The sequence below is a fragment of the Paraburkholderia sp. ZP32-5 genome (assembly GCF_021390495.1).
In the GTDB taxonomy this organism is placed as follows: domain Bacteria; phylum Pseudomonadota; class Gammaproteobacteria; order Burkholderiales; family Burkholderiaceae; genus Paraburkholderia.
Genome location: NZ_JAJEJP010000001.1, coordinates 1,719,367 through 1,735,969 on the forward strand (window position 1 = coordinate 1,719,367; position 16,603 = coordinate 1,735,969).

Sequence of the window (16,603 nt, forward strand, 5' to 3'; positions counted from 1 at the left end):
CGACTCGATGAATATCTCGCGTTTCTGCATCGACCGACCCATCTTCGCGTCCGTCATCTCGATCGTGATCACGCTCGGCGGCGCGTTGACGATGTTATCGCTGCCCATCGCGCAGTATCCGGACGTCACACCGCCGCAGATCACGGTCTCCGCGACCTACCCGGGCGCGAGCGCCGACGTCGTGTCGAACAACGTGGCAGCGCCGATCGAGCAGCAGGTCAACGGCGCGGACAACATGATCTACATGTATTCGTCCGGCTCGTCGACCGGCAACTACACGCTCAATGCGTTCTTCCAGATCGGCACCAATCCAGAGCTGGCCCAGGTCGACGTGCAGAACCGCGTGAACCTCGCGCTGCCGCAATTGCCGCAGCAGGTTCAGTCGCAGGGCGTGCAGGTCCAGAAGAAGTCGAACGCATTCATGATGGTGATCGCGATCTACTCGCCGGACCAGCGTTTCGATCCGACCTATATCGCGAACTATGCGAACGTCTACGTGCTCGACACGATCAAGCGGATTTCGGGCGCGAACCAGTCGTCGATTTTCGGCACGCCGGATTACGCGATGCGGATCTGGTTGAAGCCCGATCGCATGGCGCAGCTAGCCATCACCGCCGGCGACGTGCAGAACGCCGTGCGCGCGCAGAACGAGCAATTCGCGGTCGGCACCGTCGGTCAGTCGCCCACCGGCAACCCGGTCGAGCAGTCGTTCGCGGTGACGACCACCGGGCGGCTCGCGACGCCCGCCGATTTCGACAACATCATCATCCGCGCCGCGAGCAACGGCGCGGCGATCGTCCGTCTGAAGGACGTCGGCCGGGCCGAGCTGGGTCAGAAGAGCTATTCGAACCGCACCACCTATCAGGGCAAGCCCGCGACGATCATCGCGGTCTACCAGCAGCCGGGCGCGAATGCGCTCGACGTCTCGAAGCAGGTACACCAGACGCTCGCGGAGCTCAAGAAGTCGTTTCCCGAAGGGCTCGACTATTCGATTGCGCTGGACACGACGGATTTCACACGTGCGTCGATCGCCGACGTGATCCATACGTTCTTCGAGGCACTCGTGCTGGTTGTGATCGTCGTGTTCGTGTTCCTGCAGAGCCTGCGCGCGACGATCATTCCGGTGCTGGCGGTACCGGTGTCGATCGTCGGCACGGCGATGGGGATGGCGGCGCTCGGCTTTTCGATCAACATGCTGACGTTGTTCGGGATGGTGCTCGCGATCGGCATCGTCGTGGACGACGCGATCGTCGTGATCGAGAACGTCGAGCGCAACATGACCGTCTTCAAACTCAGTCCGAAAGACGCGGCCAAGCGAGCGATGGACGAGGTGTCGGGCCCGGTCGTCGCGATCGTGCTCGTCATGTGCGCCGTGTTCGTGCCGGTTGCGTTCCTGAGCGGGATCACCGGGCAGTTGTACAAGCAGTTCGCGATCACGATTGCAATCTCCGTGGTGTTCTCGGGGATCGTGGCGCTCACGCTGTCTCCAGCGCTTGCCGCAATTCTGCTCAAGCCCACGCACCATGAGAAAAAGGGTTTCTTCAAGTGGTTCGACCGTCAGTTCGAGCGGATGACGGCCGGCTACGGGCGCGCCGTCAAGTTCATTATCAGGCGATACGTGTTGGGGATCATCGTTTTCGGCGTCGTGATCGCGCTCGCGGTCATGATGGGCAAGTCGATCCCCGGCGCCTTTCTGCCGCCCGAGGATCAGGGCTATCTGCTTGGCGCGATCATCATGCCCGACGCGGCGAGTCTCGACCGTACCGCTGACGTGGGCGATAAGGTCACCGACTATTTCATGAAACAGGACGCGGTCAGCAGTATCACGATCGTGAACGGCTTCAGCCTGCTCGACAGTCAGAACAAGAATAACGCGGGCACATTCTTCGTCGGCCTGAAAGGTTTCGACGAACGGTACAAGTTCTCGAACATCCGGGAGCAAAACGCGCGCGCGGTGCTGATCAAGGCTTACGAGACGCTCTCGAAGATTCAGGAGGGCATCGTCGTACCGGTGAATCCGCCGGCCATTCCGGGGCTGGGTACGACGGGTGGCACCGAGATGTGGATCGAAAGCCACGGTGACAGTTCTATCCAGCAGCTCGCGGGAGTCGTGCAGGACTTCATGACGAAGGCGAAGGCGCGCCCCGAACTCACCGGCGTGACCACGACGTTCAACGCGAGCTCGCAGCAGTTGCTCGTGAACGTCGACCGCGACCAGGCGGAGACACTCGGCGTGCCGGTCGAAGAGGTGTACAGCGCGATGCAGACGATGTTCGGCTCGCTTTACGTGTCGCAGTTCAATAAGGACGCGCGGCTCTGGCAGGTGATCGTTCAGGCCGACCCGCGCTATCGGCTCACGCCCACCGACCTCGACGAGATCTACGTGCGCAGCCGCTCGAACAACATGGTGCCGATCAAGGCGGTGATGACTTACAAGTACGTCACCGGGCCCGACCTGATCACGCGCTTCAACAACTTCCCGGCGGTGAAGATTACGGCGAACGCGGCGCCGGGCTACAGCTCAGGCCAGGTGATCGCGACCTTGCAGGAACTCGCCGCGCAGATGCCGCCGGGCTACGCCGTCGGCTGGAGCGGCGAGGCGTTCGAAGAAATCAAGTCGGGCTCGACCGGCGGCCTCGTGTTCGGGTTCGGGATCGTCATGGTGTTCCTGATTCTTGCCGCGCAATACGAGAAATGGTCGCTGCCGTTCGGCGTGCTCATGGCAGTGCCATTCGCGCTTTTCGGCGCGCTGTTCGCGATCCTGCTGCGCGGCCTGAACAACGACGTGTACTTCCAGATCGGGCTGACCATGCTGGTCGCGCTCGCCGCAAAGAACGCGATTCTGATCTTCGAGTTCGCGGTGCTGAACCGGGAACAGGGCAAGTCGCCGTACGACGCGGCGCTGGTCGCCGCGGAAGAGCGTCTGCGGCCGATCGTGATGACGTCGCTCGCGTTCATCCTCGGCTGCGTGCCGCTCGCCATCGCGCTGGGTGCCTCGCAGAACAGCCGCCATTCGATCGGCACAGGCGTGATCGGCGGGATGCTGGGTGCGACCGCAATCGCCGTGTTCTTCATTCCGATGTTCTACTGGGGGATCGAGTCGCTCGGCTCGCGCAAGGGTGGTGGCAAGCAAACCCCCGCACCCGGCGGCGGAACGCCGCCGCCCGCATCCGGCGGCTCCGGCTCGCCAACCACCACGCCGTCCGCGCGGCATGAGGACGACTGACATGCGTGCCGCTGCCATCGCGCGCGTGGCCGCGCCAGTCCTGCTCACCGGCTTGCTGAACGGCTGTCTGCTCGGCCCCAACTACGAGCGGCCCAAAGTGGACGTGCCGGCAACCTACCGGTTCGCGTACCCGGATGTGGCCGACGTCGCCAACACCACGTGGTGGGAGCAGTTCGACGACCCGGTGCTGAACGAGCTGGTGAAGACCGCGCTCGAGAACAATCTCAACGTGAAGCAGGCGGCCGCGCGTGTCGACGAGTTCATGGGCCAGTTCGTGAGCACGCGTTCGGCACTGTTCCCGCAGGCGAGTGCCGGTTTCAGCGCGGCGCGTGAGCGCGCGTCGCAGAACGGCCCGACGCCGATACCGGCCGGTGTCTCGCCGGTCTTCAACGAGTTCCAGCCGAACCTGTCGGCGTTCTGGACCATCGATCTGTTCGGCCAGGTGCGGCGCGAAACCGAGGCGGCACGTGCAAACACGAATGCGGCCGAACAGAGCCGCCGCGCGACGATCCTGACGCTCGTCGCATCGGTCGCCTCGTCCTATATCACGCTGCGCAGCCTCGATGCGCAGCTCGAAATCGCCAGGAGCACGACGGAGAGCCGCGCCGATTCCGTGCATGTGTTCACGCTGCGCCAGCAGTTCGGACAGACCTCCGATATGGAACTCGCCCAGAGCCAGTCGGACTATGCGGCGACGAAGGCGACGATCCCGCAATTCGAGCAGCAGATCGCGCAGCAGGAAGACGCGATTGCGGTGCTGCTCGGCAGCAATCCCGAGCCGATCCTGCGCGGCCGCGCACTGGTGGATCTGTCGACGCCGGCGGTGCCTGCGGGCGTGCCGTCGGACGTGCTCGAACGCCGGCCCGACCTGCTGCAGGCTGAGCAGAATCTGGTCGCGCAAAATGCGCTGATCGGCGCGGCGCGCGCGCTGTACTTCCCGCAAATCTCGCTCACGGGGATGTTCGGCTCGGTGAGTACGCAGTTCTCGAGTCTCTTCACCGGACCTGCGCGGGTATGGGCGTTCGCCGGCTCGGCAACGATGCCGCTCTTTACGGGCGGCAACATCTACGGTCAGAACAAGCAGGCCGACGCGCGCCAGCAGGAGGCGCTGTTCGCCTACGAAAATGCGATAAAAGTTGCGTTCCAGCAGGTCGACGACGCGCTGATCTCGACGCAAAAATCACGCGAGCAGCTTGAGATTCAGAACGATCAGGTCGCCTACCTGCGCAAGTATCTGCGGCTCGCGCGGCTGCGCTACGAGGGCGGCTATACGAGCTACCTGGAAGTGCTGGATGCCGAGCGCAACCTGTTCAACGCGGAACTGCAGCAAACCCAGACCCGGGCCTCGACGCTGACGAACCTCGTCAACCTCTACATGGCGATGGGCGGCGGCTGGGTGACCGAGGCGGAAAAAATGACGGTGCCTGCACCCGCGTCGCAACCGGCGGCGGCGATGGCCCCGGTCTCGCAGAATACAGCGGCGCCTGGCGCATCCGCAGCCGTCGTGGAGGCGCGATGACGCGCAACGAGATCATCGCGTGCGAGCAGTGCGACCTGCTGCAGCTCGATGCGCCGCTCGCCGCCGGCAGTACGCTGCGCTGCCGCCGTTGTCATGCCGAACTGAGACGGGACCGCGCCAACGGCCCCGCATACGCGCTGGCGTTTACGTTCGCGTCCGCCGTGCTGCTGGTGATCTCGAATCTGTTTCCGATCGTCGGTCTGTCGTTCAACGGCAATCTGGTGCAAACGACGCTCGCGGGCGCCGTGCGCATGCTGTACGAACACGGCACGTGGCCGCTCGCGCTGCTGGTCGCGCTGACGACGATCGTCACGCCGGTCTTGCAGGTCGTCGCGATGCTGTGGTTGCTGCTGCCGCTGCGTTTCGGCCGCGTGCCGTGGCGTGCCGCCGAGGGCTTTCGTCTGTTTCAACTGACGCGTCCGTGGGGCATGACCGAGGTGCTGATCCTCGGTCTGCTGGTCGCGCTCGTGAAGCTCGCGCATATCGCCAAGGTGGTGCCCGGTACCGCGCTATGGTCGTTCATCGCGTTGATGCTGCTATTGGCGGCGGCCTCGGCCGCGTTCGATCCGCGCGATGCGTGGGCGCGCATCGGCGCGTGCCAGCACAACGCGCGCGCGTGGCTGCCGCCGCCACTACGGCGCCGTCGCGGCGCGCTCACCGCAGCCGCGCATGGGCTCGCGCTGTGCGAGGAATGCGGGCTGCTGACCCGCCAGCCGGCCGGCGCCGGCAAACACGTGTGCCCGCGCTGCAAGGCGCCGCTGCATCTGCGCAAACCCGCGAGCCTGTCGCGTACGTGGGCCTATCTGGTCGCGGCGATGGTGCTCTACGTGCCGGCCAACCTGCTGCCGGTGATGGATACGAGTTCACTGTTCGGCACGCAGAAGGACACGATCATGAGCGGCGTCGTCTATCTGTGGGTGTCCGGCTCGTGGCCGCTCGCGGTGCTGGTGTTCATCGCGAGCATCGCGGTGCCGATGCTGAAAATCCTCGGCCTCGCGTATCTGGCCGTGTCCACGCAACTGCGCTCGCAATGGCTGCCGGGACAGCGCACGAGGATCTATCGCGTGATCGAACTGGTCGGCCGCTGGTCGATGCTCGATATCTACGTGATCACGATGCTCGTTGCGCTGGTGCAATTCCAGGCACTGGCGACGATCAAGGCAGGGCCGGCGTCGATCGCATTCGGCGCGGTCGTGGTGCTGACCTTGCTCGCCGCGATGGCGTTCGATCCGCGTCTGATCTGGGACGCACTGGAGAAGAACCATGTCCGCGCCGAACGATGAACCGGAGCTGCCCGCCGCGGAACCGGTGCCGCACTCGCGCTGGCGCATGCAGCTGGTGTGGCTGGTGCCGATCGTTGCGATCCTGGTCGGCGGCTGGCTCGCGGTGAAGGCGGTGATGGAGCGCGGCGAGCAGATCAGCATCAGCTTCAAGACCGGCGAGGGACTCGAAGCGGGCAAGACCAAGATCAAGTTCAAGGACGTCGATATCGGCGTGGTGGAAAGCGTGTCGCTGTCGCGCGATCACAAGACCGTGCTCGCGAAGGCCGAGGTGAGCCGCGACGTCGCGAATCTGATGGTCGACAACACGCGCTTCTGGGTCGTGCGCCCGCGCATTTCCGGCGGCACGGTGTCGGGGCTCGGCACGCTGCTGTCCGGCTCGTATATCGACGTCGATGTCGGCAACGCGGCGAAAGCGCGGCGCGATTTCGTCGGGCTGGAAGAGCCGCCGGTGTTCGCGAGCGACGTGCCGGGCCGTGAATTTACGTTGACGTCGAGCGGACTCGGCTCGCTCGACGTCGGTACGCCGATCTATTTCCGCCGACTGCGCGTGGGCCAGGTCGCGTCATACCAGCTGAATCCGGATGGCCACGGCGTCACGCTGAAAGTGTTCATCAACGCGCCGTACGACCAGTTCGTGCGAACCGATACGCGCTTCTGGCACGCCAGCGGCATCGATATGTCGTTCGATACCAGCGGCCTGCGGGTGGAGACGCAGTCGATCGTGTCGATCATCATCGGCGGGGTCGCGTTCGAGTCGCCGCCCGATTCGCGCGAACAGAAGGTCGCGGTGGCCGATACGAAGTTCGAGCTGTACGAGACGCGCGCCGACGCGATGAAACAGCACGACCGGATCGTCGACCGCTACATCGTCAACTTCTCCGATTCGGTGCGCGGGCTGACGGTCGGCGCACCGGTCGATTTCCGCGGTGTCGTGATCGGCGAAGTGACGGCGATCTATACGCGCTTCGACCCCGCGACCCGCCGTTTCAGCATACCGGTCGAAGTGCAGATCTATCCGGAGCGATTCACGTCGCGCTATCGGGCGAACCAGGATGGCCAGCCGGGCGGACGCATTACCGACGACCCGCACGGCATGGCGAACTATCTGATCGAACACAATTTCCGCTTCCAGTTGCGAAGCGGCAATCCGCTGACCGGGCAGCTCTATCTGGCGTTCGACTATTTCCCGGATGCGCCGAAGGCCAGCATCGACTGGAGCAAATCGCCGCCGGAATTGCCGGCGATACCGCGCACGCTGCAATCGTTGCAGGATTCGGTGACGCGGCTGCTGACGAAGCTCAATAACGTGCCGATCGAGGCGATCGGCAACGATGCGCGCACGACGCTGCGCACCACCAACGCGATGTTGTCCCAGCTCAATACCGATGTCGTGCCGAAGGCGCACGATACGCTGTCGTCGGCGCAAACCGCGCTCGATTCGGCTAATGCCGCGCTGCAGCCGGATTCGTCGCTGCAGCAGTCGACCGAGGACGCGATGCGCGAGATGAGCCGCACCGCCGCGTCGTTGCGCGTGCTGGCCGATTATCTGTCGCGCCATCCGGAATCGCTGGTGCGCGGCAAGTCGGAGGACAAGCCATGAAACAGCTCATGAGACAGCTGAAGCGGCCGCCGACGCGATCCGGCGTCAGAACACTGAGCGCCTGCTGCATGCTCGCACTCGCCGGTACTTTGCTTGCCAGCTGCAAATCGCCGCCGACGAACTTTTACACGCTGAGCCCCGATGCATCGCTCGCGAGTTCCGGCGACAGCCGCCCGATCGTCGCGGTGATCGGGCCGGTGACGATTCCGGAGCTGGTCGACCGGCCGCAGATCGTCACCAAGCTCGGCGACAACGGTGTCGCGGTCAACGAGTTCGACCGCTGGGCGCAGCCGCTGCCAGGCGATATCGGCCGCGTGATCGCGGCGAATCTCGGCACGCTGCTGAATTCGCAGCAGATCTCGGTGTTCGACGCGACGCACGATCCGCCGAGCGTGTGGCACGTACGCATCGACGTGATGCGCTTCGACTCGGTGCCGGGGCGCGACGTCGTCGTCGACGTGCTGTGGGCGGTGCGCCCGCCCGGCAAGGGACACCTCGTCACCGGCCGTTCGGTCGCGCGCGAAGCGGTGTCCGGGCCGGGGTTCGATCCGATCGTCGCCGCGCACGACCGTGCGCTCGCATCGGTCAGCCGCGATATCGCGGCGGCGGTGCAGGCCAATCCGGTGCGCTGACGCGGGTCGGGGCGGTTTGCATTGCAATGCGCTGGCGGAGTTCGCGCATCGCGTGCGAGGCGGGACGTGGAACGGCGGGCATGGGGACCGCCGCGTGTTTGCTCGCGCCTGGCTGGCGCATAAGACTTTGGTCCGATTGCGCGGATACCCGCGCGCGCGACACGATGAGCCCGAAACCGGATCGCGCGGGTCTTGCGGCGAGGTAGGCGGGCGCCCTCGCGGCATGACGCCGTTTTTTGTCAGGAGCCGCCCATGGATGCGCCAACGCTGCTGTCCCGCAACCAGGACATCGCGACGAAAATCTCCCGCGTTCTGCAAAAGCGCACACAGATCGCCAATGAACATCTGAACCAGCGGATCAACACGGCGCTGGGCCGCGAGCATGCCGACGGTGCGAATTCGAACACCGCGCCGAGCGCCATCGCGGACACCGTCGCCGCGGCATTCGATCCGGTGCGCGCGTGGCAATACGCGCTGGACACCGCGCAGCGTTCAGTGCTGTTCTGGGACACGCTGTATCGACGCGGCAACGAATTCGTCGAGCGCAACATCGACGAGCCGCCGCCGGTGCTGCATTTCGACTACGACATGGTGCTCGACGGCCGTACCTTCGAGCGGCCGGTCAACTACGCGCTGCTGCAACTGCGCCCGCTCGAAGGAGTGAGCGTCGATGTGCGCAAGCGCCCCTATCTGATCATCGATCCGCGCGCGGGCCACGGCCCCGGCATCGGCGGCTTCAAGGACGACTCGCAGGCGGGCGTCGCGCTGCGCGCCGGCTATCCGGTCTATTTCGTCGTGTTCTTTCGCAATCCCGAACCCGGTCAGACCCTGCTCGACGTTTGCGATGCCGAGCAGCGGTTCGTCAGCAAGGTGCGCGCGCTGCATCCGGATAGTCCGAAGCCGGCGCTGATCGGCAACTGCCAGGGCGGCTGGGCCGCGATGATGCTCGCGAGTTCCGATCCCGGCGAAACCGGCCCGATCGTCATCAACGGTGCGCCGATGTCGTACTGGAGCGCCGCGTGGAGCGAAGGCGAGGGCGACAACCCGATGCGCTACTCGGGCGGCATGCTCGGCGGCACGTGGCTCGCGTCGTACGCGGCCGATCTCGGCAACGGCAAGTTCGATGGCGCACACCTGGTGCAGAACTTCGAACAGCTGAACCCGGCGAACACGTGGTGGGACAAGTACTACCACCTGTTCTCGAACATCGATACCGAACCGCCGCGCTTTCTCGAATTCGAGCGCTGGTGGGGCAGCTACTACCTGATGAATCGCGACGAGATCGAATGGATCACGCGCAATCTGTTCATCGGCAACAAGCTGTGGTCGGGCGAGGTCAGCAACAGCGCGGGCGGCGGCTTCGATCTGCGCGAAATCCGCTCGCCGATCATCCTGTTCGCGTCGATGGGCGACAACATCACGCCGCCGCAACAGGCGTTCAACTGGGTCGCCGACCTGTACGGCAGCACCGAGGAAATCAAATCGCGCGGCCAGGTGATCGTCGGCCTCATGCATCAAAACATCGGACATCTGGGCATTTTCGTGTCCGGACGGGTCGCGAAAAAGGAGCATACGCAGATCGTTTCGGTGCTCGAGACAATCGAAACTTTTCCGCCGGGCCTGTACGGCATGACTATCAACGAGGTCACAAGCGAAGCCGGCGAAACCCGTTACGAAGTCGAATTCAGCGAAAAGCGGCTGGAGGACATCGCCGCTCGGCTGAACCGCTTCGGACGCGTCGACGAAAAGCCGTTCGAGGCGGTCGCCGCGGTGTCCGAATTCAATCAGCGGGTCTATGAGTCGACGTTGCAACCGTTCGTGCAGGCGATGTCGAGCGAGACGAGCGCGCGCCTGCTGCGTCAGTTTCATCCGCTGCGCTGGCAGCGCTGGGCGTTTTCCGCGCTGAATCCGTGGCTCGGCTGGCTGCCGGCCGCCGCGCAGGCGGTCCGCGAGGATCGCCAACGCGTTGGCGCGGATAACCCGTGGAGCAAGCTCGAACACTCGGGTGCGGAGATGCTCAGCGCGTCGTTCGATTACTACCGCGCGATGCGCGATGCGGCGACCGAAGCGGGCTTTTTCGGCGTGTACGCGAATCTGTACTCGACGTTCGTCGGCGGCCCTGCCGTTGACGGCGCACCCACGCAGTCCGCCGCGACGGATCCCCGCCAGTCGCCGTTCGTGCGCGCGGCGCTGCAGGCCATCGATTCAGGCGGCTACACGGAAGCGCTCGCGCGCGCCGCGTTCCTGCTGTCGCGCAAGGGTGTGTCGTTGCCGCTCGCGCGGCTGGAGATGCGCAAGGAACTCGCTGAGCGGTACGCGGACTACCTGCCGGAGATCGGCACCGATCATTGGCGGCGGATTCGCGGCGAGCAGGAAATCATCGTCAGTTACGAACCGGAGCGGGCGATCGAGACACTGCCTGCGCTGCTTGCGAGCGATGAGGACCGCGCGCGCTTTCTTGAACTGCTCGACAAGCTGATGGTCGACGAGCGCGTGCTGGATTCCGCGCCCGACGATAATCAGCGCGCGGCGTTCGAGCGCATTCGCGCGGTGCTGGCGCCGCAAGTCGGCCGTGCTGCCCGCGCAGATCACGGGGTCCATAAGCGTGCCGCACGCGTGCCCGCCGACCGGCGCTCATGAGCGGCACCTGAGCGCCGCGCGCCACACCACCGACCCACAAGGAAGAGGCTGATGGAACGACATGCGAAATATCAGCGCCTGATTACCTACTGTCAAAGCTTGCCCGCGTTGCCGACCGCGGTCGCGCATCCGTGCGACCGCAGTTCGCTCGTGGGCACCGTCGAGGCCGCGCGCATGGGCCTGATCGCGCCGCTGATCGTCGGGCCGCGCGCGCGGATCGAAGCCGTTGCCGCCGAACACGCGATCGACATTGCCGGCTTGCCGCTCGTCGATGCACCGCACAGCCACGCGGCCGCGGCAACCGCGGTGCAACTGGTGCGCGAGGGCAGGGCTGAAGCGTTGATGAAAGGCAGCCTGCATACCGACGAGCTGATGGCCGAGGTGATCCGGCGCGATACCGGCTTGCGCAGCGCACGGCGTATCAGTCACTGCTTCGTGATGGACGTGCCCGAGCGCGAAGAGGCGTTGATCATCACCGACGCCGCGATCAACATCGCGCCGACGCTGGAGGAAAAGGTCGACATCCTGCAGAACGCGATCGATCTCGGCCACGCGCTGCAGTTCGACGAGGTGCGGGTGGCGATTCTGTCCGCGACCGAATCCGTCAACCCGAAGATTCCGTCGACGGTGGAAGCGGCGGCGCTGTGCAAGATGGTCGATCGCGGACAGATCACCGGCGCGCTGGTCGACGGGCCGCTCGCGCTCGACAACGCGATCGACATGGAAGCGATGCGCATCAAGCAGATCGATTCGAAGGTCGCGGGCCGCGCGAACGTGCTGATGGTGCCCGACCTCGAAGCCGGCAATATGCTCGCCAAGAGCCTGTCCTTTCTGGCCGGCGCGGACGCGGCCGGCATCGTGCTCGGCGCGCGCGTGCCGATCATCCTGACGAGCCGCGCGGATTCGATCGTGACGCGGCTCGCGTCGTGCGCGGTCGCCGCGCTGGTGGCGAAGGCGCGGCGCGAGGGCGGCAAGGTGGTCGGGTGACGCTGGAGCAGACGAAAATGGCCGATGTGATTCTGGTGCTGAATGCGGGTTCGTCCAGTCTGAAATTCAGCGCGTTCGACGCGCAGGCGGCACGACTGGATTTGATTTTGCGCGGCCAGATCGAAGGGATTCATACGAACCCGCGTTTCAGCGCGACGGACCGGCATGGCGATACGAAGTCGTTCGAGTGGGGCGCCGGCCACGAACTGGGCCATCTCGGCGCGATCGAGTATCTGGCGGATTTTCTGCAGGACCACGGCGGCGGGCATCGGCTGATCGCGGTTGGGCATCGTGTCGTGCATGGCGGCCAGCGGTTTTCGCGGGCGATTCGCGCGAGCGTCGAGGTGCTCCACGAACTCGAACGCCTGACGCCACTGGCGCCGCTACATCAGCCGCACAACCTGAGGCCGATCCGCATCATCGCGCAATTGCGTCCCGAGGTGGTCCAGGTCGCGTGCTTCGACACGATGTTTCATATGACCCAGACCGAAGTCGCGAAGACCTACGCATTGCCCGCGTCGATCCGCGAGCATGGCGTGCAACGCTACGGCTTTCACGGGCTGTCGTACGAATACATCGCGAGCGTGTTGCCGCAGATCGCGCCGGCCGCGGCGGCGGGGCGCACCGTCGTCGCGCATCTCGGCAATGGCGCGAGCCTGTGCGCGATGGTCGCCGGCAAAAGCGTCGCGAGCACGATGGGGTTCACCGCGGTCGAAGGACTGCCGATGGGCACGCGTTGCGGCAGTCTCGACCCCGGCGTGATTCTGTACCTGCTCGACGAACTGAAGATGGATTCGCGCGCGATCGCCGACGTGATCTACAAGGAGTCGGGTTTGCTGGGCCTGTCGGGCATCTCCGGCGATATGCGCGAGTTGCTCGACAGCACCGACGCGCGCGCGGCTTTCGCGATCGACGTGTACACGTACCGCATCGCGCGCGAAATCGGCAGTCTCGCGGCGGCCATGCAAGGTCTCGATGCGCTCGTGCTGACCGCCGGTATCGGCGAGCGCGCGGTGGCGATTCGCGAGCGCATCGTGCGCGACGCGGGATGGCTCGGCGCGGAACTCGACGACGCGGCCAACCGCGCCGGCGGCCCGCTGATCAGCCGGGCGTCGAGCCGGCTGCCGGTGTGGGTCATTCCAACTAACGAGGAACTGATGATCGCGCGCCATACGAGGGAACTCGTCGGCAGCGCCGGGGGATGAGGCGCGCTGGCGTGCCGTTGTGCGTTGCGAGTTGTGTTGTGCCGTGCCGTGCCGCGTATGACGGCATCACCCGCCAACACACCGCCGCACCCATGCGCGAACCGTGTTCACCACAGGTTTTCCATCGAGGAGTTTCACCATGCCGATCGAGCAACCGCGTTTGATCCTGCAAGGAGCGAAGGCTCTGATCACCGGTATCGCCAACGAGAATTCGATTGCCTATGGCTGCGCGAAGGCGTTTCATGAACTCGGCGCGCAGGTCGCGCTCACCTATGCGAACGAGAAGACGAAGCCTTACGTCGAGCCGCTCGCGCAAGCACTCGATGCGGAGATTTTCATGCCGTTCGATGTGACCGACGAACAGCAGCTCGAAGCGCTTTTCGAGCAGATCGACGCGCGCTGGGGACGTCTGGATATTCTCGTGCACGCGGTCGCCTGGGCACCGAAAGCGGACCTGCGCGGCGAGCTGCTGCGCTCGTCGCGCGAAGGCTTTCTGAGCGCGATGGACATTTCCTGCCACTCGTTCGTGCGGATGGCGCGTCTCGCCGCGCCGCTGATGAAAGACGGCGGCACGATGCTGACGATGAGCTACTACGGCGCGAACAAGGTCGTGCCGAACTACAGCGTAATGGGCCCCGTGAAGGCCGCGCTCGAAGCCTGCGCGCGCTATCTGGCGTTCGAGCTGGGGCCGCGCGACATCCGCGTGCACGCGATTTCCCCCGGGCCGCTGAAAACCCGCGCGGCCTCCGGGCTCAGGGATTTCGACCTGCTGCTCAACGAGGCGGTGGAGCGCGCGCCGCTCGGCGAGCTGGTCGACATCATGGACGTCGGCTATACCTGCGCGTTTCTCGCGACGCCGTACGCGCGACGGGTGTCCGGGTCCACGTTGTATATCGACGGCGGTTTGAACATCGTTGCATAGGCTTGGCGTCACTCTCAGGGAGCAACCATCATGGCTGAACTGCTGCTTGGCAACGTGGAGGAAGACGTAACGGACGAGGAGATCGGCGAGTTCCTGGTACGGTACGGCTTCCCTCGCTACAGTTCGATGCGCCGGATCCCCGGTTCCGGGTCGCGCCCGGCCGCACTCGTCGTGTTCGACGACGTGAGCCCGGACAGTCTGCGCACGCTGCAGTCGCGCATCCACAATCTGTACTGGAAGAACCGCACGATCACCGCGCTGCTGATTCCCGAACGCAGCGAAGATTGACGCGCGAACGGAGCGGAGCATGGGCATTCTGTCGCGATGGCTGACGAGACGAAGCACGCCTGACGAGGGCGATGCGGCGCAGATCCACGCGCTCGTCGAGCGCGTCGTCGCGCTCAGTCCGCAATTGCGGCTCGCGCGCGATTACGAGTCGCGCCTGACCGCGGCCGTGCGGCAGGCGTCGAGCTACGTGCACCGGCTCGTCGACGACGTGCCGCCCGCACGCGAAGCCAGCGCCGCCGCGTGGGCGAGCGATCCGTATATCCATGCGTTTTTCGCCGCGCCCGACGACGTGTGCGCGGCGCTCAGCCGCTCGCATGCGTTGCGCGCCTGCTTCGATGAGCATCCGCTAGCGGACGAACTGTTCGCGGTGCTCGGCATGGCGATCGACGAGCGGCAGGTGTTCGGCGTCGCGCAACACGGCGACGCGGCGCGCACCGACGTCGCGCAGACCACCGTCAGCTTCAGCGATCATCAGGTGCGCGTGTGCGGTCTGTCGGAGCAAGCGCTGCGGGACGAAATCGTGTTGCGCATCATCGATCAACTGGTGCTCGAAGGACTCGGCAAAATCGAGGCGGACGCGCGGCGTTACGAGTCACTGGAGCATGAGCGGGCGGTGCTGAAGACGCGCCTGCAAATTCTCGAACGGCAGGGGGCCGGCGTGCGTTCGCTGGTCGGCAGCGATGCGGCGTCGAATTACGCCGAGGTCGCACGCTTGCGCGCGCAGATCGACGAAAGCGATCAGGCGCTCGCGCAGTTGCCACTGAAAACCGATGCGCTGGAGCGGCACCTGGAGGTGATCTGTGGAGTGCTGGGCGCGCCGGATTCGTATTTCTACGTGCTGAAAAAGACCTATCTGCTCGACGCGATGAACGTGGTCGTTAAACACGGTGAGTCGCGGCCCGCGCAGGAAATCGAGTTACGCATGGCCCATCTGCCGGCAAATGTGACGGGCATGCGCGCGTTTTCGCCGGTGCGTTTCAGGCGCGGCAACCTGCTGCCCGCGACCGACGTGCATACGCGCGCGCGGGGGCTGGTGATCTGACGCGCGACGCGACGTGTGCGGTGCGTGAGAGGCGACGGGGCGTGCGCCGCCGCACCTGCCGCGCAGTGACGCAAGGGCCGCGTGACGCGCGCGGCGGCCCCGCTATTCGTGGACTACTTGCTGGCTTGAGGCTCCACCGAAATCGCCACCGCTTCGGTGTAGACAACCTGCATCTGATCGCCTTTTTTGATCCGCTTGAGCTGCTCGGGATCCTTCACGATCAGGTCGACCGAATTGCCTTGCGGGCCTTTCAGCGTGATCTCGCCAGTGTGCGGATTGACGGCGGTGACGTTGGCGATCACCGTCACTTCGCGCGATGCGGAGCCGCCCGGTTTCGTGCCCGGCGCCGCACGCTCGACCGATTCGGTTTCGTTGGCCGTCAGCGGCGCGTTGGTTTTCTTCAGGTTGACGGTCAGTGCCTGCGAATATTCGGCCGAGACCACGTCGCCGACTCGCAACTGCCCGAAGTTGCGCGCTTCCTCGCCGACCACGACCTGCACGACCTTGCCCTTCGGATTCTTCAGCCACACGGTGCGCGTGCTGGGCTCGATACCGACGATCGTCGACACGGTTTTGATCGTGCCCGTCACGACGACCTTGCCGGGTTCGCTGCGAGTCGTCACTTGCGGCGTGCCATCCGGCGCGGTCTGTGCAATGCCGGTGGTCGCAAGACACACGAGCGCGGCCGCGATGATGCGTTTGCCCTGGGTCATGTTGCTCTCCTCGAATGCATGCGCGGGCCGTTGCCGCGTGATGCGCGCATTAAAGGCGCTGCGCAGGCTCATCTGATCGTATAGCCGCGTCCTTCCATGCACGCGCCGAACGCGCGATTGAAGGTGTCCATCGCGCCCTGCGTTTGTGCCTGACTCGATGCCGCGGCTGCGCGCCGATTTTGCCGCGCGCGCGAGCCGCCGACCATCGTGCCGGTCGCCGCGCCGATCGCCGCGCCCTTGCCCGCGTCACCGGCGATCGCGCCGATGACCGCGCCGCCGGCCGCGCCGCGCGCGGCGCCCTGAACGCGTTCGCCGCCGCCCACCGCGGGCCCCGACGGTGGCGGCGGCGCGTTGGCCACCGCGGTCGGATCGATGCCGGTATTGCTCTTCGCCCACGCGTAGCACGCGCCTTCGTCCTGCTGCTGTTTCTGCGGGCTTTGTCCGCGGGCCGGGTAGGCGATCGGCCGCGATTGCGCGAGGCCGTCGAGCGACAGCGACGCCGCGAGCGCCGTGACAATGCAGTATTTCGTCAAGGTATTCACGACA

General features: G+C 65.3%; 13 protein-coding genes. 11 read left to right on the top strand and 2 right to left on the bottom strand.

The window, feature by feature from the left end:
- The first annotated feature begins 7 nt into the window (after positions 1-7).
- The 11 genes from L0U82_RS07270 (at position 8) to L0U82_RS07320 (ending at position 15,344) form a co-directional block, all read left to right on the top strand.
- The gene (locus L0U82_RS07270; protein ID WP_233829473.1) at positions 8-3,226 is read left to right on the top strand and encodes an efflux RND transporter permease subunit; all 3,219 of its coding nucleotides are present in this window, start codon (positions 8-10) and stop codon (positions 3,224-3,226) included.
- A gap of 1 nt (position 3,227) precedes the next feature.
- Entirely contained in the window at positions 3,228-4,745 is a 1,518-nt protein-coding gene (locus L0U82_RS07275) for an efflux transporter outer membrane subunit (protein WP_233829474.1), read from the top strand.
- Positions 4,742-6,028 carry a paraquat-inducible protein A gene (locus L0U82_RS07280; protein ID WP_233829475.1) on the top strand — a complete coding sequence of 429 codons (1,287 nt, stop codon included), beginning with the start codon at positions 4,742-4,744 and terminating at the stop codon, positions 6,026-6,028. Before L0U82_RS07275 ends, L0U82_RS07280 begins: the two co-directional genes overlap by 4 nt.
- On the top strand, positions 6,009-7,628 hold the full coding sequence (locus tag L0U82_RS07285) for a PqiB family protein (RefSeq protein ID WP_233829477.1): 1,620 nt from the start codon (positions 6,009-6,011) through the stop codon (positions 7,626-7,628). The genes L0U82_RS07280 and L0U82_RS07285 overlap by 20 nt, the downstream gene beginning before the upstream one ends.
- 68 nt (positions 7,629-7,696) lie before the next feature.
- Positions 7,697-8,260, top strand: a complete 564-nt coding sequence (locus L0U82_RS07290; RefSeq protein ID WP_233833172.1) for a PqiC family protein — start codon at positions 7,697-7,699, stop codon at positions 8,258-8,260.
- A 252-nt stretch (positions 8,261-8,512) separates the two neighbouring features.
- On the top strand, positions 8,513-10,900 hold the full coding sequence (locus L0U82_RS07295) for a DUF3141 domain-containing protein (RefSeq protein WP_233829478.1): 2,388 nt from the start codon (positions 8,513-8,515) through the stop codon (positions 10,898-10,900).
- A gap of 48 nt (positions 10,901-10,948) precedes the next feature.
- On the top strand, positions 10,949-11,887 hold the full coding sequence (locus L0U82_RS07300; RefSeq protein WP_326489743.1) for a phosphate acetyltransferase: 939 nt from the start codon (positions 10,949-10,951) through the stop codon (positions 11,885-11,887).
- 17 nt (positions 11,888-11,904) lie between these two features.
- The gene (locus tag L0U82_RS07305) at positions 11,905-13,092 is read left to right on the top strand and encodes an acetate/propionate family kinase (RefSeq protein ID WP_233829480.1); all 1,188 of its coding nucleotides are present in this window, start codon (positions 11,905-11,907) and stop codon (positions 13,090-13,092) included.
- 139 nt (positions 13,093-13,231) lie between these two features.
- Positions 13,232-14,014 carry an enoyl-ACP reductase FabI gene (gene fabI, locus L0U82_RS07310; RefSeq protein WP_233829481.1) on the top strand — a complete coding sequence of 261 codons (783 nt, stop codon included), beginning with the start codon at positions 13,232-13,234 and terminating at the stop codon, positions 14,012-14,014.
- A gap of 30 nt (positions 14,015-14,044) precedes the next feature.
- Positions 14,045-14,302 carry an RNA recognition motif domain-containing protein gene (locus tag L0U82_RS07315; protein ID WP_233829482.1) on the top strand — a complete coding sequence of 86 codons (258 nt, stop codon included), beginning with the start codon at positions 14,045-14,047 and terminating at the stop codon, positions 14,300-14,302.
- A 19-nt stretch (positions 14,303-14,321) separates the two neighbouring features.
- Positions 14,322-15,344 (top strand): hypothetical protein, encoded by a 1,023-nt coding sequence (locus L0U82_RS07320; protein WP_233829483.1) that lies wholly within the window; start codon positions 14,322-14,324, stop codon positions 15,342-15,344.
- Between the two features lie 113 nt (positions 15,345-15,457).
- Here the strand turns inward: L0U82_RS07320 and L0U82_RS07325 are convergent, their stop codons facing one another.
- Both L0U82_RS07325 and L0U82_RS07330 read right to left on the bottom strand, forming a co-directional pair.
- The gene (locus L0U82_RS07325) at positions 15,458-16,057 is read right to left on the bottom strand and encodes a hypothetical protein (RefSeq protein WP_233829484.1); all 600 of its coding nucleotides are present in this window, start codon (positions 16,055-16,057) and stop codon (positions 15,458-15,460) included.
- Between the two features lie 68 nt (positions 16,058-16,125).
- Positions 16,126-16,599, bottom strand: coding sequence for a glycine zipper family protein (locus L0U82_RS07330; RefSeq protein WP_233829486.1), 474 nt, complete (start codon positions 16,597-16,599; stop codon positions 16,126-16,128).
- Between the last annotated feature and the right edge of the window lie 4 nt (positions 16,600-16,603).